This is a genomic window from Nocardioides sp. WG-D5 (assembly GCF_054031175.1).
On record NZ_CM132928.1, the window covers coordinates 5,247,210 to 5,262,949 of the forward strand.

16 protein-coding genes are annotated in these 15,740 nt (G+C 69.0%); 10 read left to right on the top strand and 6 right to left on the bottom strand.

The window, feature by feature from the left end; translation table 11 throughout:
• Positions 1-29 precede the first annotated feature (29 nt).
• Both ACWZJV_RS25370 and ACWZJV_RS25375 read left to right on the top strand, forming a co-directional pair.
• Positions 30-449 carry a DUF309 domain-containing protein gene (locus ACWZJV_RS25370; RefSeq protein WP_457179285.1) on the top strand — a complete coding sequence of 140 codons (420 nt, stop codon included), beginning with the start codon at positions 30-32 and terminating at the stop codon, positions 447-449.
• A 50-nt stretch (positions 450-499) separates the two neighbouring features.
• Positions 500-1,864, top strand: coding sequence for an NAD(P)-binding protein (locus ACWZJV_RS25375; RefSeq protein WP_457179286.1), 1,365 nt, complete (start codon positions 500-502; stop codon positions 1,862-1,864).
• A 24-nt stretch (positions 1,865-1,888) separates the two neighbouring features.
• Here ACWZJV_RS25375 and ACWZJV_RS25380 read toward each other — a convergent pair whose 3' ends face one another.
• Positions 1,889-2,773, bottom strand: coding sequence for a LysR family transcriptional regulator (locus ACWZJV_RS25380; RefSeq protein ID WP_457179287.1), 885 nt, complete (start codon positions 2,771-2,773; stop codon positions 1,889-1,891).
• A gap of 155 nt (positions 2,774-2,928) precedes the next feature.
• Between ACWZJV_RS25380 and ACWZJV_RS25385 the strand changes: the two genes are divergently transcribed.
• From ACWZJV_RS25385 to ACWZJV_RS25405, 5 genes are all read left to right on the top strand, one after another.
• Positions 2,929-4,386: an amidohydrolase family protein gene (locus tag ACWZJV_RS25385; protein ID WP_457179288.1), complete on the top strand. Its 1,458-nt coding sequence runs from the start codon at positions 2,929-2,931 to the stop codon at positions 4,384-4,386.
• Positions 4,383-5,327: a fumarylacetoacetate hydrolase family protein gene (locus ACWZJV_RS25390; RefSeq protein ID WP_457179289.1), complete on the top strand. Its 945-nt coding sequence runs from the start codon at positions 4,383-4,385 to the stop codon at positions 5,325-5,327. Before ACWZJV_RS25385 ends, ACWZJV_RS25390 begins: the two co-directional genes overlap by 4 nt.
• 29 nt (positions 5,328-5,356) lie before the next feature.
• The gene (locus ACWZJV_RS25395) at positions 5,357-6,136 is read left to right on the top strand and encodes a cyclase family protein (protein ID WP_457179290.1); all 780 of its coding nucleotides are present in this window, start codon (positions 5,357-5,359) and stop codon (positions 6,134-6,136) included.
• 175 nt (positions 6,137-6,311) lie between these two features.
• Entirely contained in the window at positions 6,312-6,881 is a 570-nt protein-coding gene (locus ACWZJV_RS25400; RefSeq protein WP_457179291.1) for a hypothetical protein, read from the top strand.
• Between the two features lie 3 nt (positions 6,882-6,884).
• Complete coding sequence (locus ACWZJV_RS25405) at positions 6,885-7,727, top strand: hypothetical protein (RefSeq protein WP_457179292.1); 843 nt, start codon at positions 6,885-6,887, stop codon at positions 7,725-7,727.
• A gap of 34 nt (positions 7,728-7,761) precedes the next feature.
• Here the strand turns inward: ACWZJV_RS25405 and ACWZJV_RS25410 are convergent, their stop codons facing one another.
• Positions 7,762-8,094: a hypothetical protein gene (locus ACWZJV_RS25410; protein ID WP_196874573.1), complete on the bottom strand. Its 333-nt coding sequence runs from the start codon at positions 8,092-8,094 to the stop codon at positions 7,762-7,764.
• 275 nt (positions 8,095-8,369) lie between these two features.
• On the opposite strand from ACWZJV_RS25410, the gene ACWZJV_RS25415 reads away from it, so the two are divergent.
• Together ACWZJV_RS25415 and ACWZJV_RS25420 are read left to right on the top strand one after the other, a co-directional pair.
• Positions 8,370-11,351, top strand: coding sequence for a metallophosphoesterase (locus ACWZJV_RS25415; protein ID WP_457179293.1), 2,982 nt, complete (start codon positions 8,370-8,372; stop codon positions 11,349-11,351).
• Entirely contained in the window at positions 11,351-12,514 is a 1,164-nt protein-coding gene (locus ACWZJV_RS25420) for a glycosyltransferase (protein WP_457179294.1), read from the top strand. The genes ACWZJV_RS25415 and ACWZJV_RS25420 overlap by 1 nt, the downstream gene beginning before the upstream one ends.
• Before the next feature lie 91 nt (positions 12,515-12,605).
• On the opposite strand, the gene ACWZJV_RS25425 is transcribed toward ACWZJV_RS25420, so the two are convergent.
• The 3 genes from ACWZJV_RS25425 to ACWZJV_RS25435 all read right to left on the bottom strand — a co-directional run bounded on the left by ACWZJV_RS25425 (position 12,606) and on the right by ACWZJV_RS25435 (position 14,660).
• Positions 12,606-13,208: a hypothetical protein gene (locus ACWZJV_RS25425; protein WP_457179295.1), complete on the bottom strand. Its 603-nt coding sequence runs from the start codon at positions 13,206-13,208 to the stop codon at positions 12,606-12,608.
• 99 nt (positions 13,209-13,307) lie between these two features.
• Positions 13,308-14,108: a hypothetical protein gene (locus ACWZJV_RS25430; RefSeq protein WP_457179296.1), complete on the bottom strand. Its 801-nt coding sequence runs from the start codon at positions 14,106-14,108 to the stop codon at positions 13,308-13,310.
• A gap of 171 nt (positions 14,109-14,279) precedes the next feature.
• Positions 14,280-14,660 carry a RidA family protein gene (locus ACWZJV_RS25435; protein WP_457179297.1) on the bottom strand — a complete coding sequence of 127 codons (381 nt, stop codon included), beginning with the start codon at positions 14,658-14,660 and terminating at the stop codon, positions 14,280-14,282.
• A 96-nt stretch (positions 14,661-14,756) separates the two neighbouring features.
• Here ACWZJV_RS25435 and ACWZJV_RS25440 point away from each other — a divergent pair, with 96 nt between their 5' ends.
• Entirely contained in the window at positions 14,757-15,089 is a 333-nt protein-coding gene (locus ACWZJV_RS25440) for a hypothetical protein (protein ID WP_141793738.1), read from the top strand.
• Positions 15,090-15,199: 110 nt separating this feature from the next.
• Here the strand turns inward: ACWZJV_RS25440 and ACWZJV_RS25445 are convergent, their stop codons facing one another.
• Positions 15,200-15,652 carry a hypothetical protein gene (locus tag ACWZJV_RS25445; protein ID WP_457179298.1) on the bottom strand — a complete coding sequence of 151 codons (453 nt, stop codon included), beginning with the start codon at positions 15,650-15,652 and terminating at the stop codon, positions 15,200-15,202.
• Positions 15,653-15,740: the final 88 nt, after the last annotated feature.

Genomic DNA, 15,740 nt, shown 5'->3' on the forward strand with positions numbered 1-15,740 from the left:
GTCCTAAGGTGGGAGCCGAGGAGGCAGGCGTGGTGGTCGATCGGGATCGGAACGAGCAGGGGCGGGCGCAACAGGCGCGCCCGCGTGACGAGCTCGGGCGCCCGCTGCCCTACGGCGAGGTCGGCGTCGAGCCGATCTCCGAGGAGCCGCTCCCGCCGGAGGAGACCCTGGCCTACGCCCGCGAGCTCCTGGACGCAGGGCGCCCGTTCGCGGCCCACGAGGCGCTCGAGGTGCGGTGGAAGTCGTGCCCGGAGGAGGAGCGCGAGCTGTGGCAGGGCCTGGCCCAGCTGTGTGTCGGCCTGACCCACCACGAGCGCGGCAACGCCGTCGGCGCCTCGCGGCTGATCGAGCGCGCGGCGCGGCGGTTGGTGGCGTACGAGGAGGGGGCCGGGCCCACCTACGGTCTCGACCTCGGCGAGCTCATCGCCTGTGCCCGAGACCGGGTATAGCTCCAACTGTCTATTGACCGTCGAGGTCGGCGTCGTGCTTTGGTGGAGCCATGAGCCGCACGGTCGATGTCGACTATCTGGTGGTGGGAGCCGGTGCCATGGGGATGGCGTTCACGGACGCCCTGACCGAGCATGCCGACGTGCGGGTGGCCCTGGTCGACCGCCGCCACGGCGTCGGCGGGCACTGGCTGGAGGCGTACCCGTTCGTGCGTCTGCACCAGGCCTCCGCCTTCTACGGCGTCGCCTCGACGCTGCTCGGTGGCGGGCAGCTGCAGCAGCGCGGGCCCGAGAAGGGGCTGCAGGAGCGGGCCGCCCAGGCGGAGATCTGCGCCTACTACGCCCGAGCCCTCGACCGGATGGTGGAGTCCGGCCAGGTCGAGTTCTTCCCGAACAGCGAGTACGTCGGGGACAACACCGTCGTCTCGCACATCTCGGGGGAGCGGTTCGAGATGCCCGGTGCCCGGGTCGTCGACGCCCGCTACCTGGCGCCCAGCATCCCCGCCGAGAAGCCGCCACCGTTCGGCGTCGCCGAGGACGCCCGGGTGGTGCCGGTCAACGATCTCGCGCGGCTCGAGGAGGCGCCGAGCCAGTACGTCGTCGTCGGCTCCGGCAAGACCGCGACCGACGCGTGCATCTGGCTGCTCTCGCGGGGCGTCGACCCCGACGCGATCTGCTGGGTGCGGCCGCGTGACCCGTGGATGCTCAACCGGGCCGTCATCCAGCCCGACCCGGCGATCTTCCTCGGCATGGCCGCCGACACGATGCAGGCCGCGGAGCGGTCGGCCTCGGCGGAGGAGCTGTTCCTCCGGCTCGAGGACGCCGGCATCATGCTTCGCATCGACCGCACGGTCGTGCCGACCATGGCCAAGGCGCCGACGCTGGCGACGTGGGAGCTCGAGAAGCTGCGTACGCTCGAGAACGTCGTACGCCGCGGCCACATCCAGCACGTCGACCGAGGTTCCCTCACCTTCGCCGACGGGTCCGTCGCCGTCGCCTCCGACGCGCTGGTGGTCCACTGCGCCGCGGACGCCCTGAAATACCCGCCCCTGGTCCCGGTGTGGGGCCCTGAGGCGATCACGCTGCAGCCGATCCGGGCCGGCTTCCCCTGCTTCGGCGCCGCGGTCACCGGCTACGTGGAGGCGACCCGCGACTCCGACGCAGAGAAGAACCGGCTCTGCCCGCCGAGCCCGTTCCCCGACACGATGGCGAGCTGGGCGCGGATGAACGTCCTCGGCACCCAGGCCGCGATGTCGTTCTCCTCCGAACCGGACATCAAGGAATGGTCGGACCGGGTCGCGCTCAACCCGGCCCGGGTGCCGCCCGGGCATCCCGCGTCCGCAGCGCTCGACGACGCGCGCGAACGGTTGGCGAAGCACACCAAGCCCGGACTCGCGCGGCTGGCCGAGCTGAGCTGAGCTCGCCGTTCGGGTCCGGGGCGGCTAGGCGGACTCATCAAGGGTGGCTGGGGCGAGGCTGTCGAGGGCAGCGCTGGCCCGGACCGCGCTCCTGAATGCCACCACGGCGTCGCGTCGGTCATGGGCGCGGGTGGCGACCGCGACGGCGGCGGGGGAGCCCTGAAGCGGTACGTACCGGACGCCCGGGTGCGGCAGGAAGCGGATGGCCGGCTCGCCGTGCATGCCGATGAAGCCGGTCGTGACGACCGCAGCCGGGGTGGCGGCGGGGGAGCGTACCTCGACGCCGCCCTGGACACCCTCGCCGACCCATGCGGCCAAGCCGGGCTGGCCCGCCGGGAGGACCCATGGTCGGTCGCCGATCTCGTGCATGGTGAGGGAGGAAGCGTGCGCGAGATCGGACTCAGCCGGGACGACGGCGTAGCGCTGGGTGTCCATGACGCGCTCGACGAGGAGGTCGTCGGCACCGCCGACGTCGTGAACCACGGCGACGTCCACCTCGCCGGTGCGCAGGGCGTCGTACTGGTTCTCCCAGTTGAGCTCGACGTAGGACAGCACGAGGTCCTGGTGGCGGCGGGCGAGGAGCCCTCGGATCGCGGGCCATCGGTCGGCGAACCCGAAGCCGAGGACCCCGACGCGAAGGAAGCGGTCCGGGTTGTCGTCCTCGGCCAGCCGCATCAGTGCCTCGAGGTCGGCGAGCACACGCTGCGCCCGGGGCAGGAACCGCTCTCCGGCGGGGGTGAGAGAGACGTGGTGGCTCGAGCGGTCGAAGAGACGGATGCCGAGCTCGCGCTCGAGCCGCTGGATCCGGCGGCCGAACGGCTGGGCGGCGATGTAGTGCACGCTGGCCGCCCGGCTGAAGTTGAGCTCTTCGGCAAGGGTGAGCGCGTAGCGAAGCGATTGAATGTCCATGGCAGTCCACTCGAACGGCGGTGTTCTCGGCACTCTCCTTGATACCTGGACCGCTGTGTCGGCGCCAGCGCCTGGCGCAACCGATTTGGCACATGCCCGGCCGGCTCGATCCCCGCATGCTTCTCGACAACCACATCGAAGTGTCGGAGGTCACAGTGACAACACATCGCATCCTGATCCGCAACGGCCACGTCGTGTCCATGGACGCCACCATCGGGGACCTGCCCTCGGGAGACGTTCTGATCGAGGACGGCGCCATCGTGGCGGTCGCTCCTTCGCTCCCGGTCGAGGACGCCGAGGTCATCGACGCCACCGGCCACATCGTGATGCCGGGGCTGATCGACACCCATCGCCACACCTGGCAGTCCCTGGTGCGCGGGATCTGCGCCAACTGGACGCTGGCCGACTACTACTTCGGGATCCGGCTGGGTGTCTCGCCGGAGTTCACCCCCGAGGACGTACGTCTCGGTAACAGGTTCGGAGCGCTGGATGCCCTGAACGCGGGCGTCACGACCCTGCTGGACTTCTCGCACTGCAACAACACCCCCGATCACTCTGACGCCGCGGTGCAGGGCCATCTGGACGCCGGTAACCGCGCCGCGTTCTGCTACGGCTTCTTCGAGAGCTCCCCCGAGGGGAGCAGGTTCGGAGATCATGCCGCCCGGATCGCGGACTTCCACCGCATCGCCGACACCTACTTCGCCTCCGACGGCCTGGTCACCCTCGGCGTCTCGCTGTCGGAGCTGTTCGGCCTGCCCTGGGCCGACACGGTGGCGGAGCTGGCCGCTGCCCGGGAGCGTGAGGCGTTGCTCGTCAACCACGCAGGGTGCGTCTTCGGCAGCCCCTTGGCCAACGGCATCGTGGAGATGGACGCGCTGGGCCTGCTGGGTCCGGACATGGTGCACGTGCACTGCTGCTCCTTCGGTGACGAGGAGTGGGAAGCCGTCGCCCGGAGCGGCGGCAAGGTGTCGATCTCTGTCCAGACCGAGATGAACATGGGGTTCGGCCGCCCGGTCTTCCAGCGCTGCGCCAAGCATGGAGTCAAGCCGACTCTCTCCGCAGACGTCGTGTCGCTCAACAGTGGGGACCTGTGGCACGAGCTGCGCTTCGGGCTCTCGGTCGCCCGCGCCGACGCGGCGGACGCGTTCAACCTGGCGGACCAGATGCCCGAGAAGGTCAGCACCACCGCCCGCGAGGCGATCACCTGGAGCACGGTCAACGCGGCCGAGGCGATGGGGATGAGCGACCGCATCGGGTCGCTCACGCCCGGGAAGCGCGCGGATGTGTTGCTCGTCGGCGGATCGGCCGTCGAGCAGCACCCGGTCGTCGACCCGTACGCCACCCTCGTCTTCCAGACCTCCGCTGCAGACGTACGCACCGTGCTGGTCGACGGCAAGGTGGTCAAGCGCGACGGCGATCTGACCGGCATCGACCGGCATCGTCTCGCCGCTGAGGTCGACGCCGCCTCGGAACAGATCCTCGGGCGGCTCCGGAAGTCGGGACGGGACCTGCCGGGCACGCCTCCTGGTGCCTGGGCGGCGATCGACCCCGTCACCCAGGCCTTCTACGCCGAGGCCCGCAAGGCCGTCGAGAACGCCCGGGTCACCGCATGAGATGGGTGACCTACGACGCGGGAGCCGGAGCCCGGACAGGCGTCCTGGACGGCGACGAGATCTTCGGTCTGGTCCCTGGCGTGACGCTCCTCTCCCTCCTCCAGGGTGATGACGGCACGCTTGGCGAGGCAGGTGACGCCGCTCGACGGAAGCCGGAGGAGGTGCGAGCGGTCGCGGACGTACGGCTGTTGTCACCGCTGCCTCGGCCGCCGTCCGTCCGGGACGGTCTCTGCTTCCTCGACCACCTGCGTGGCTGCTATCGCGCGCTCGGGCGCAGCGAGGACCTGGATCCGACATGGTCACAGGTCCCGGCGTTCTACTTCTCCAACGCGGCAGCGGTCGTCGGGCCGTACGACGACGTCCCGATGGCCCCGGGGACACGGATGTTCGATCTCGAGCTCGAGGTGGGGATGGTTCTCGGTCGCGGCGGCCGCGACCTCGATCCCCGGGACGCCGAGTCGCACATCGTCGGCTTCACCCTCTTCAACGACTGGACCGCCCGCGATCATCAGGTCCGCGATCTCGCGCTCGGCATCGGCATGGGCAAGAGCAAGGACAGCGCGATCACGCTCGGTCCCGCGCTGGTCACCGTCGACGAGCTCGAGCCCTACCGTCGCGACGGGAGGCTGGCCCTCGAGCTGTCCGCGAGCGTGAACGGCGAGGAGATCACCCGCGGCAGCCTGGACCGGACGGACTGGACCCTGGGCGAGCTGATCGCCTTCATCTCCCGAGGCGTCGACCTCCACCCCGGTGACGTCATCGGATCCGGCACGGTGCCGGGCGGCTGCCTCCTCGAGCACGTCGACACCTCTGACATGGCGGACTTCGACCGCTGGCTGAAGCCGGGCGATGTCGTCAGCCTCACCGGCCAAGGGCTCGGTGAGACCCGGCAGACCGTACGCCCCGGGGCTGACGTCCTGCCCCTGTCCTCCGGCTGCTGAACCCATACGCTTCGTGGAAAGGAAGTCGGATGCGCCGACTCATCGACATCTCCGTGCCCCTACAGACCGGGATCGCCTCTGACCCGCCGGGACTCGGTCCCGACATCGAGTACCACGACCACGCCGACACGGTGCCCATGCTGCTCGACATGTTTCCCGGAGTGACCGTCGACGACCTGCCGGACGGCGAGGGATGGTCCTTCGAGTGGGTGCGAGCGACCACCCACAACGGCACCCACCTCGACGCGCCCTACCACTACTCCGCGGTGATGAACGGCGGCGAGAAGGCGATGACGATCGATCAGGTCCCGCTGGACTGGTGCCTGCAGCCCGCGGTCAAGCTCGACTTCCGCCACTTCCCCGACGGGTACGTCGCAACCGCAGCGGACGTCGAGGCCGAGCTCGAGCGCATCGGTCATCGGCTCGAGCCGCTGGACATCGTCGTGGTCAACACCTCCGCCGGTGCCAGGTACGGCGAAGACGACTATGTGACCTCGGGGTGCGGCATGGGCCGCGAGGCGACTCTCTACCTGCTCGAGCGAGGGGTTCGACTCACGGGCACCGACGCCTGGAGCTGGGACGCGCCGTTCGCGCACACCGCGGCCCGGTTCGCGCACTCGCACGACCCGGCGATCATCTGGGAGGGCCACCGGGTCGGGCGGGACATCGGCTACTGCCACCTGGAGAAGCTCCACAACCTCGAGGCCATCCCCTCGACCGGGTTCCAGGTCAGCTGCTTCCCGGTGAAGGTCGAGGCCGCCTCCGGCGGCTGGACGCGAGCGGTGGCCATCGTCGACGACGTGCACTGACGCCACGGTCGAGTTGCCCCCGAAGAGCGGGTATCAGCTGCCCGCAGCCGCACCTCCTTGTTACCAGGAGGTGTTGATCATGTGGAAGAGTCGTTCACTCCTCGCTGGCACTGCCAGCACACTGCTTCTCCTTGCCGCCTGCGGTTCGACCGACGAAGAGTCGGGAGGTTCGGAGGTGGACGTCGCCGATGCGAGCTCGACGACGACCGGGAACGTAGACCCCGATCCCGACGATCCGACGGATCCCGACGAGCCGGTGGTGTCCGTGCCGACGCTCCCGATCGGCGGCGGGTCCTACCCGCTCGACGGCACTCCCGGTGTGGTCTGCGCCGACGTCAGCTGGCTCTGGCCCGACGGCAACAACCCGTCGGTCCCCGAGGGGATCTCGGTCCGGGTGACCGACTACGTCGTCGAGCCGGAGGTCTTCGAGCCGGCGACGGACGCGGCGTGCGACGGTGCGTCCTGCCTGGACGGATTCGTCTTCACCAGCGACTCGACCGGCTGCCAGATCCCGATGCGCTCGCTCGTGCCCTGGACCGACGAGCAGCAGGGGGAGGACGCCGTGCTGCGGCTGGGTGGCGAGATGACCTGCCCGGCCGAGCCCTGCGAGCTCGAGGACGTCGAGGACGGCGACATCGAGGTGGACCTGGAGGCGCCGGAGGTCGACACCGAGCCGACCGATCCCACGGAGTCGGAGGAGTCGACGGAGACCACGGACTCGACCGACTCGACCGAGTCGGGCTGAGTCATGTCCGAGACGCCGCCGGCAGGGATCGACCGCTGGGTGAGCCTGGCGACGAGCTTCGTCGCGCCGGTGACGTTGATCAGCGGCGTCCTCTTCTACTTCGGGTACGTCGCCGCCCGCGCCCAGTACGACTACTTCGGCCTCGACGTCGACGTCATCGGACTCAGCACCCGCGCCTACGTGATGCGCAGCCCGCAGCCGCTGCTGACCCCGATGCTGGTCCTGGTGCTGGGTGGCGTCGCGGTCGTCGCGCTCCACCGCTGGGTGGGCCGACACGACACCGAGAGCTGGTTCCGTCGGGCGGTCAGCACCGTCCTCGGTGCCGGACTGGTCCTGCTGGCGGCCGGAACGGTGCTGCTGGCGGCGTACTCCGTGATCGGCGGCTGGGCCTACTACTCCCTGGTGACGCCGGTCGTGCTCGGTGTCGGCGCGGCGCTCGTGGCGTACGCCCTCCGGCTGCGCGGCAGGTTTGAGCCGCGCGTCGCGCTGCTCTGGGTGGGCGTCGCCGCGTGCGTGATCTGGGCGACGGCCACGACCGCGCAGTGGACCGGCCGAGGCCTGGCGATGGAGCAGGCCCGCAACCTGCGCAGCCTGCCCAGCGTCGTCCTGGACACCCGCGAGCGCATGCACATCCCGGCCACCGCCGGGGTCCAGGAGGTCGTACGTCCCGATGCCGGTGAGGACGACTACCGCTTCCGCTACTGGCGGCTGAGGCTCCTGATCCAGGGCGATGACCGGATGTTCCTCGTGCCCGACACCTGGAGCGCCGGCGGCACCACCATCCTGGTCCGGCTGGACGACGACGTACGGGTCCAGTTCCAGTTCCGGAACTCGCCGCCGCGCTAGCCGGACCGATCCGGGCGGCCGTGCCTACGAGGCGTCAGTGGTTGCCTCTGCAGGCGTCGCCGGGCGACGGCACGAACTCCTTGAGGCCGGCGCGCACGAAGATCCCGTAGCTCTGCACCCCGTTGTAGCGGTCCTCGCCGCCGGGGCTCTGGTTGCCGCGTACGGCCAGGGCGTCGTCGTCGAAGCCCGGCGGGTTGCCCTCGATGGAGTCGGCGGTGTCCTGACCCGAGAACACGCACTCCGAGGAGGCGCGGTCCGGCGCGGGGATGTCTTCGCCGTTGCCGTTCACCTCTGCCGCGCTCGCGGCGCCGGCTCCGGCCAGCACGAGCCCGGCCGCGATGGCACAGCTCTTCATCAACAACTTCATGACCTCTGTTCCTTCCGTCTCGATGCCCCTGACCTGACCTGCCGTGGCACCGAGCTTCGGTCGGCGTCTCCGCTCAACCGGACGTTTGGCCAGGAAGGCCGAGATGTCGTGTGGGCTTGCATTTTCATCATCAGTCGGCGCCGACGGGTTGTCATACGCCAATCTGGGGGAGTCCCACGTGCTATCGATGCGCCGCGTGGGGTTCTGTCTAGACCTGTTGCATGCGGTTGCACGGGTCCAAGCTGACGATTTCCGGTCCGGGAGAGGGGATGTCCATGGCTCAGGGCGACGACGCCGAGACCGGGAGCACGGACTGGGGCCGGACGAAGGCGTATCTGCAGCACGACCCGACCAAGTGGAACAGCCTCTCCTGGATCACCGCTCGCACCCTGATCGACTCGGTCAACGACATCTTGGGCAAAGGTACGCAGGGGCTCGTCGAGAGCCTGCGTACGCACTGGACGAAGGGCGATGACCTGACGATCTGCGTCCCGGAGGTCTCGCGGTTCCTGGTCATCGGTGACACCGGCGAGCAGGACCCGTCGCAGTACGTGGTCGCGCCGGCCCTGGCGCGAGCCGCGCGTGCCCGCTCGGACCGGGAGCAGGCCGGCTTCGTGCTCGTGCTGAGCGACGTGATCTACCCGTCCGGCAACGTCAACGACTACGTGGACGGCTTCTACAAGCCGTACCGCTCGAACCGGGTGCTGGGCCTCAACGCGCCCAGTGACGTGCGGGACAAGTTCGCGCTCCCCGAGAACGTCCCGGTCTACGCGATCCCGGGCAACCACGACTGGTACGACGGCCTCTACGGCTTCGCCCACCAGTTCCTGTATCCGGCGGACGGACGGCCGACCTGGCCCGGCGAGCTCCTGGCGCCGTCGTTCGACGGGACGCTCGGGCGATGGCAGCTGTTCCGCGACCGCTTCGGCCGCATCATGTGGCGCACACCCAGCGAGCCGGTCGGCAACGCCGCGCCGGCGCGGTGGGGGAAGCCGACCGACGATGGGGACCCGGCGAAAGAGAAGCCGCTGCAGCCGGCGCCGTACTTCCTCATCGAGACCGAGCACGTGCGGCTGGTGTGCCTCGACACCGGCATCGACGGCGCGATCGATCGCGAGCAGATGGCGTGGCTGGAGTCGCTCGGTGAGGGGAAGCCGAAGATCCTGATGACCGGCAAGCCGCTGGTGGTCAACGGTGCGGTGCGGAAGTGCACGGTGCCCGGCCAGCGGGAGAAGGTTCCGGACCCCATCCACGGCTTCGTGTCGGACCCGGATCACGGGTTCATCGCGACGGTCGGTGGCGACACGCACAACTTCCAGCTGTACGAACCACCGAAGGACAAGCAGACCGGCGTCCGGAAGGGCCTGTGGCACATCGTCAGCGGTGGCGGCGGGGCGTACACCCACGCCACCCACCCGATCAAGACGGCGGAGCCGGACCCGCGGGCGGAGACGACGGTCATGCCGGCCAAGGAGATGCTGTTTCCCCGGTCGCACGAGTCCCTGTCCTTCTTCGCCCAGCAGCTCGTCCCGAGCATCTGGCGGCTGATGCTCAGCGCCATCTTCTTCGACGCCGGCCTCGCGCTGGGTACGTGGTTCGCCAACGGTGGCTGGGCTCGGTGGACCCTGTATCCATCAGGCCCTCCCGTCGGTCCCGGTGGCGCCGCCGTCCTGGCGATGACGGCGCTGGTGATGCTCCATCTGCTGCCGAGACGCCCGGGGCGTACGCGGTTCTGGTGGCGGCTGCTCTTCCGGCTCGACTCCTTGGTCGCCGGTGTCCTGGCGACGCTCTTCGTCCATCACGTCCTGCCCGATGGCGGCGATGCCACGGCGATGCTGTGGCTCTACGCGACCTGCACGTTCTGGGTCTGTCTCAACGCGTGGGTGCTGCGCGTGACGCGCTGGTGGAACCCCGTCGCCGCGGCCGCCGGCGGGTTGAGGGACGTCGCGTTCCTGCTCACCACGGCAGCGCTCGCGGCAACGGCGGCGATCCCGACGGTGCTGGACTCCGTACGCTCCGAACCGCCGGGCTGGGAGGGCTGGCTGTTGGTCGTGGCGCTCGTCGTCTACCTCGCCGTCATGCTGTGGGGGTGGTTCCGCGGCCGCCGGGTCGACAACGTGCTCGACGACGATGCTGCCAGGTGGCTCAACCACTCGGTCTGGTGGGCCACCGGAGCGCAGGCGGCCGTCGTCCTGGGCGAGATGCTGCGCGTGATGAGCAACCACGACCTGCCGCCGCTGCTGTTCTGGAGCGGGCTGCTCGGCCTGCTCCCGCTGGTCGTGGTCGGGGGAGTGGTCGTGTGGCTGGTGCTGCTCCCGGATCGGCGCACCCGCGGTATCGAAGATCTCGTACGCCGCCGGAGCACGTGGATCAGCTATCGAGGGCGGGTCCGGGGCGCCATCCTCGCCGCGGCTCCGGTGGTGATGACGCTCTGGGTCGTGGCCGCCTACCTGGTCGGCCTGCCGTCGGTGCGCGAGTGGATCGGGACGGCGCCGGCCGCAGTGCTTCGGGCCGCCTTCGGGCTTCCCGCACTCGTGGTGGCTGCCGCGGTCTGGCTGTTCGTCAGTGACTGGATGCGTCGTGACCACCCGTCCCGGCACAGGCTGCTGACGGTCGTCGGACTCCTCGTCGCCGGGACGCTCCTGCTGGGCGCGGCCGTGCCTGGCCTGCTCGGCTTCGCCGGTGATGTGCCGAGCGGGATCGCGGAGTGGCTGCGTACGTCCTGGCCGGCTGTCGGCGTCGGCGCCGCCCTCGTCATCACGGTCGCCGTCGCCTTCTCCATCATGTTGGCCCACCTCGTGTTCCTCGGTGCGTACTCGCTGTTCGTCGATCCCAAGGCGTGGTTCGACGGCCCCTACCGCGAGGGTCCAGGTGCCTACAAGCGGTTCATCAGCGAGGAGGACGCGAAGAAGATCATCAAGGCCGAGCGGGAACGGGTGGGCGCCGAGCCGGCAGCGGTCGAGGGCGTCGGCTGGTGGGCGAAGCGTCGCGCCTACATCGCCTTCCCCGGCCTGAACCCGCCCTTCGGCCCGATCCAGCGGTTCGTCTCCGAGATCTACTCGCTCGACGAGCCGCCGTTCTTCAAGCACTTCCTGGAGTTCCAGACGAGCGCCACGGACGACTACACGGACGTCGTCGTGAAGATCCACCGCGTTCGTGGGTACGAGACGCTCGACTCGGACGACCCCGACGAGGAGGTCGTGGCGTCGATCCGCGTTCCTGCGGGAGCGCAGACCGGCGAGGGCCGACCCATCTGATGACGGGGACAGATGCCGACCGGACTGCGCCGGTGCCCGGCACGGTGCCGAGCATGCGCGTCCTGGCGGTGTCGACGGCAGGCGCGGGCCACTTCAACCCGATGAAGCCGTGGTTGAAACGCCTCGCCGAGCACGGGCACGAGGTCACGGTGGTGGGGCCGCCGGGGCTGGCTGCGGCCGCCAGCGGGTTCGACTTCCGGGCCGGGGCTGCGCCTGACCCGGCGTCGGTGGCAGCGATCTGGCAACGCGTGGCGGAATCGCCGATGGAGGTGTCGCGGGAGCTGGTGCTGCGGGACCTCTTCGCGCGGCTCAACTCCGGAGCCATGATCCCGGCCGTTCGTGCCGCGATCGATGATCTCCGGCCCGACCTGGTCCTGCGGGATCCCGCCGAGTACGCCTCGGCACTGGCCGCCGCCGAAGCGGGCGTTCCCCAGGCGCGGCTCGGCGTCAGCCTCTGCGCGGAAATCGAGTTCTTCGAGAGCGCGGCGGCACCGGTGCTCGAAGACTGGCGACCAGGGCTGCACCGCGAGATCGTCGAGTCGCCGGTCCTGACCAGGTTCCCGGCGACCCTCGACCCCTCACCGTTCTCCGCTGTGGTGCGCTACCGGGTCGGTGAGCCCCTCGCGCGCGACGTCGACCCACGCTTCGTCTATGCGACCCTCGGCACCGTCGCGCCCACGATGCCCCCGATGCGACCGTGGTTCGACATCGTCGCCGAGGTTCTCGGCGCCCTTCCGGTCAGAGCCGTCTTCACCATCGGCCACGACCTCGACCCCGCACAGATCGCCGCTGCCCCCGACGTACGGATCGAACCGTGGGCCGACCACGCCGACGTCCTCTCCTGCGCGGCCGTGATCCTCCACCACGGCGGCTCGGGCACTGTTCTCGACGCGCTCGCCGCCGGCGTCCCGCAGGTGATCGTGCCCCTCTTCGCCGATCAGGGCGCGAACGGTGCGGCCATCGTGAAGGCAGGCGTGGGGACCGCCCTGCCCGGCTCCGGAGCCTCCGCCTTCCACGTTCCTCAGGGCGGCGAGGTGGAACGGCTGCGGGAGCTCGTCGCCGAGACGATGGCTTCAGAGACGGTCCGCGAGCGTGCCGCCGAGGTCGCCGCGGAGATGTCCGCCCTGCCCGAGTTGGACGTTGCGATGCTCGGCATCACCTGAGGTCGTCGCCCGGGACGCGGGCGCGGAGACGCGTGATGGCTTGGCCGAGCCCGGGCCAGGGCGGGGCGGGCTCGGCGAAGAGACGTGGACGTCAGGCCATCTCGGGGACGTGCAGGTGGGCGTACGCGAGGTCGAACTCGTGCACGTCGACGATCTCGCCGCGCGCGTCGCTCGCGGCCCGGTTGCGCATGTCGTCGGCCGCCGGGCGGCTGGCTTCCATCGCGGCGCGGGACTGCCAGGCCGTGGTGGCGCACCCCAGGCCGGAGGACCGGTTCACCAGCAGGCTGGCGCTGCAGAACCCATCGGTCTGCTCGAGCTCGGGAAGGATCCCGACCCGGAAGATCTCGGCCATGGCGTCGACGTCACCCTGCAGCCAGCTGACCCGGGCGCACTCGCCGTGGTGGCTACGGTGCATGACGAGGATCTCCCACTCGTCGATCTGCATGTCGCCACCGAGGATGTCCTTCCCTCGATCGCGCAGCGCGCGAAGCTGTCCATCGCTGGCGCGCATGGTCGCCTCGTCTTCCCACGAACTCGTGGCGATGCATCGCCCGGACTCGCGGTCGACCAGCATCGACAGGCCGCGACAGCCCTCGATGCTGTCGAGCATGGGCCCGGCCTCGTTCTTGACGAACGTGATGCCCGCGTCGATGTTGCCGGGACTCCCGTGGAACGTAGTGGAACGTGCGTACACAGCCCGCTCCTTTCTAGGACAGGGCAGTGCCCGAACCGGCACCGCCGGTTCTTCCCTGTCTACTCCTCTGGGCGCGGGGATGCCATACCCACTATGCGTTCACCGAAGCACTTGGACAGAGTTCCGCGCTGCCCGGATCAGATCGTCCGTCACGCTCGCCTTCACACTGCTGCGGAAGCGGGCGAGCTCACCTTGGAGCGCAGCCGGTGGTGGTGCTTCGGTGGCCAACTCCCGGAACAACGGCCCGCATTGAACGCCGGCACCCAGCATGGCGTCGGCCAGCAGGTAGTCGAGGCCAAGGGATGGGTCCTGCGTGTTGGCGATGGTCACGCCGAATTCCACAGCGCATGCCGACACGCGCTGGGCGGCAGCGAGGTCAGGACTGGTCAGCTTGGAAAGGACATAACCGACGAGCTTGTCCAATGCGTACGCGGTTGCGAGCTCGGTCAGCGGTAGGCCCACAGTCGCGGAGGCTGGAGAGCCGTTCACCACCACCCAGCCACCCGGAGGGATCAGCCAGGCCTCGGTTGTGTCGGAGCTGGCAACGATCTCGTCGTAGACCATGCTCTCGAAGGAGCCGGTCTCGGCCTGACCCCATGAGGCGAGTGCGGAACCCGCACCCGGAGCAACTCTGAGGAAGACCGCCGACACGTTGATGACCAGCACCTTGCTCTGGCCGATGTCATGGCACACGTTGATGCTCGAGGCTGTCCAGTCCTGCGGGACGTACAACTCGGTGAGTTCCTCGCTGGGGCACCGAACCTCTTCTGACGCAGGACTAGGAAGAGACGACTCGTCCTCCGGCGATGTCACGGACGTCGGGGGAGCGTCGAGGGTCTCGCTGCCCTGAGCGTCGTCCGAGCCGCAGCCGGCCGAGGTAAGCACGGCGATCGCGACCACTGTCGCGATGCCGACCCACCGCCTCCGCGCCATCGCGCCCCCCGTTCCCCGCTCGCGACGTTAGTGGTTTTCGTCGGGAGTGGTCGGGCCGAGGTGGCAGATCATCATTCCCGGGGAGAGGACGATGCCAGTGAGCCACAAGGTCGTGCACGTGAGCGGGATGAGGCTTGGTCAGGCAACGCACGCCGTCATGCGAATCGAGACACGTAGTCCTGGTATCTCGGCTCCCAGCTTGGCCGCGTAGCGAGTTGGTGGATCAGACGGGAACCAGCGGGCGTATTCCTCGTTCATCCCTGCGAAGTCCTCCGGGTCGGTCAGCAGCACGCCTACCTCAACGACGTCGTCGAGGGTCGCACCCGCCTCCCGCAGGATGGCCTCGCAGTTCGCCAGTGCCTGGCGGGTCTGGGCCTGGATGCTGTCGCCGGCCATGCGACCCGTGCTCGGGTCGATGCCGGTGGTTCCCGAGATGAACACCTGGGAGCCGGCTTTGACTCCCTGGCTGAAAAGCGGCGAGTTTGGTGCGTTCGGTGTCGTGATGATCTGACGCGGCATCTCGGAACCTCCTGTTGGGATAGTCCCATCAAGTACACGTGCCGGCCGGGGTTGCACGCCAGATCAAAGTTCGATGCGTGATGGCAAGATGACTACATGGCATCGGACTCCCGGATGGTGGCATTGGGCTTCGGAAAGTTCGCGCGCGCCGACCGTATCTTCGCCCTGGAGCGCATCACCGGGGAGGAACGCGGCGATGGCCGCCGCACTCGAGTCTGGATCGACGGGGTCACCGACCCCTTGATCGCGTCCAGGACCGAGATCACGATCCTTCGCGATATGGGCCAGGAGTCCGCGGTCACCGCACCCGAGCTCGACGAGGCAATGGACCTCGCCGCGCGTCTGGCGGCCGCGGCTGAGGAGGGTCGGGTGGATCTGAGCGATCTGGGTCGTCGTGCGCGACGGCTTCTCGCCACGACGACGCCATAGGAAGGGAGACCTCGACAGCTCGCCCCTTTGGTGAGTGACCATCGCGGCGGTGTGACGCGGACAGCTAGGAAAGGCCTGACGGTGCGTTCGACTGTGTATCTCGCAACCGGCTAGCGAACGAGGTCTGCCCGCGCACGGCCCAAGGCTCGATCAAGGTTCGCGTAGAACTCTTCGTGCCTCCTCTTGAGGTCGTCGTTATCGCGGGCGTTATTTAGGTCCCCAACCGATCGACGAAGGTTTTCAAACTCACTTGGAACCTCGCCGTCCGCGCTGAGAACGCTCAACTCGCCGATGGCTGCCTTGGTCGCAGCGCTGCTGCGGTAGGCCTCCTGCCGCAGCGGTTCGCGATCTTCGTCTGGAAGCTTCTTGAGTCGAGCCTTGACACGGTTGTAGGTGACGCGCTCGTACTCGTAAAGGTTTGCGGCGCACTCGCCATACACACGCACCCTGGCGTCCAGAAGTTGTAGGTCGCGGCTGCTTCGATGTTGCCAATACGCGCCTAGCCAGGTCCCGAGGAGAGTAGAGAGGAAGCCTATCGCGGCCACAAGCACGGTCGGGTTCATTCCGCCGACCGTAGGGCACATGCGTTGGCAGTGCGCCGCGTTTACGTCGAGTAGTACCGCATATTTGCCGCGCAACGGGGCACCTAAC

Excerpts from the sequence above, each read along its gene's own strand:
- ACWZJV_RS25410 (WP_196874573.1), bottom strand. The coding sequence starts at position 8,094 with ATGAAGTTGTTGATGAAGAGCTGTGCCATCGCGGCCGGGCTCGTGCTG.
- ACWZJV_RS25445 (WP_457179298.1), bottom strand. The coding sequence starts at position 15,652 with ATGAACCCGACCGTGCTTGTGGCCGCGATAGGCTTCCTCTCTACTCTC.
- ACWZJV_RS25395 (WP_457179290.1), top strand. The coding sequence starts at position 5,357 with ATGCGCCGACTCATCGACATCTCCGTGCCCCTACAGACCGGGATCGCC.
- ACWZJV_RS25415 (WP_457179293.1), top strand. The coding sequence starts at position 8,370 with ATGGCTCAGGGCGACGACGCCGAGACCGGGAGCACGGACTGGGGCCGG.
- ACWZJV_RS25435 (WP_457179297.1), bottom strand. The coding sequence starts at position 14,660 with ATGCCGCGTCAGATCATCACGACACCGAACGCACCAAACTCGCCGCTT.
- ACWZJV_RS25405 (WP_457179292.1), top strand. The coding sequence starts at position 6,885 with ATGTCCGAGACGCCGCCGGCAGGGATCGACCGCTGGGTGAGCCTGGCG.
- ACWZJV_RS25420 (WP_457179294.1), top strand. The coding sequence starts at position 11,351 with ATGACGGGGACAGATGCCGACCGGACTGCGCCGGTGCCCGGCACGGTG.
- ACWZJV_RS25440 (WP_141793738.1), top strand. The coding sequence starts at position 14,757 with ATGGCATCGGACTCCCGGATGGTGGCATTGGGCTTCGGAAAGTTCGCG.
- ACWZJV_RS25380 (WP_457179287.1), bottom strand. The coding sequence starts at position 2,773 with ATGGACATTCAATCGCTTCGCTACGCGCTCACCCTTGCCGAAGAGCTC.
- ACWZJV_RS25390 (WP_457179289.1), top strand. The coding sequence starts at position 4,383 with ATGAGATGGGTGACCTACGACGCGGGAGCCGGAGCCCGGACAGGCGTC.
- ACWZJV_RS25375 (WP_457179286.1), top strand. The coding sequence starts at position 500 with ATGAGCCGCACGGTCGATGTCGACTATCTGGTGGTGGGAGCCGGTGCC.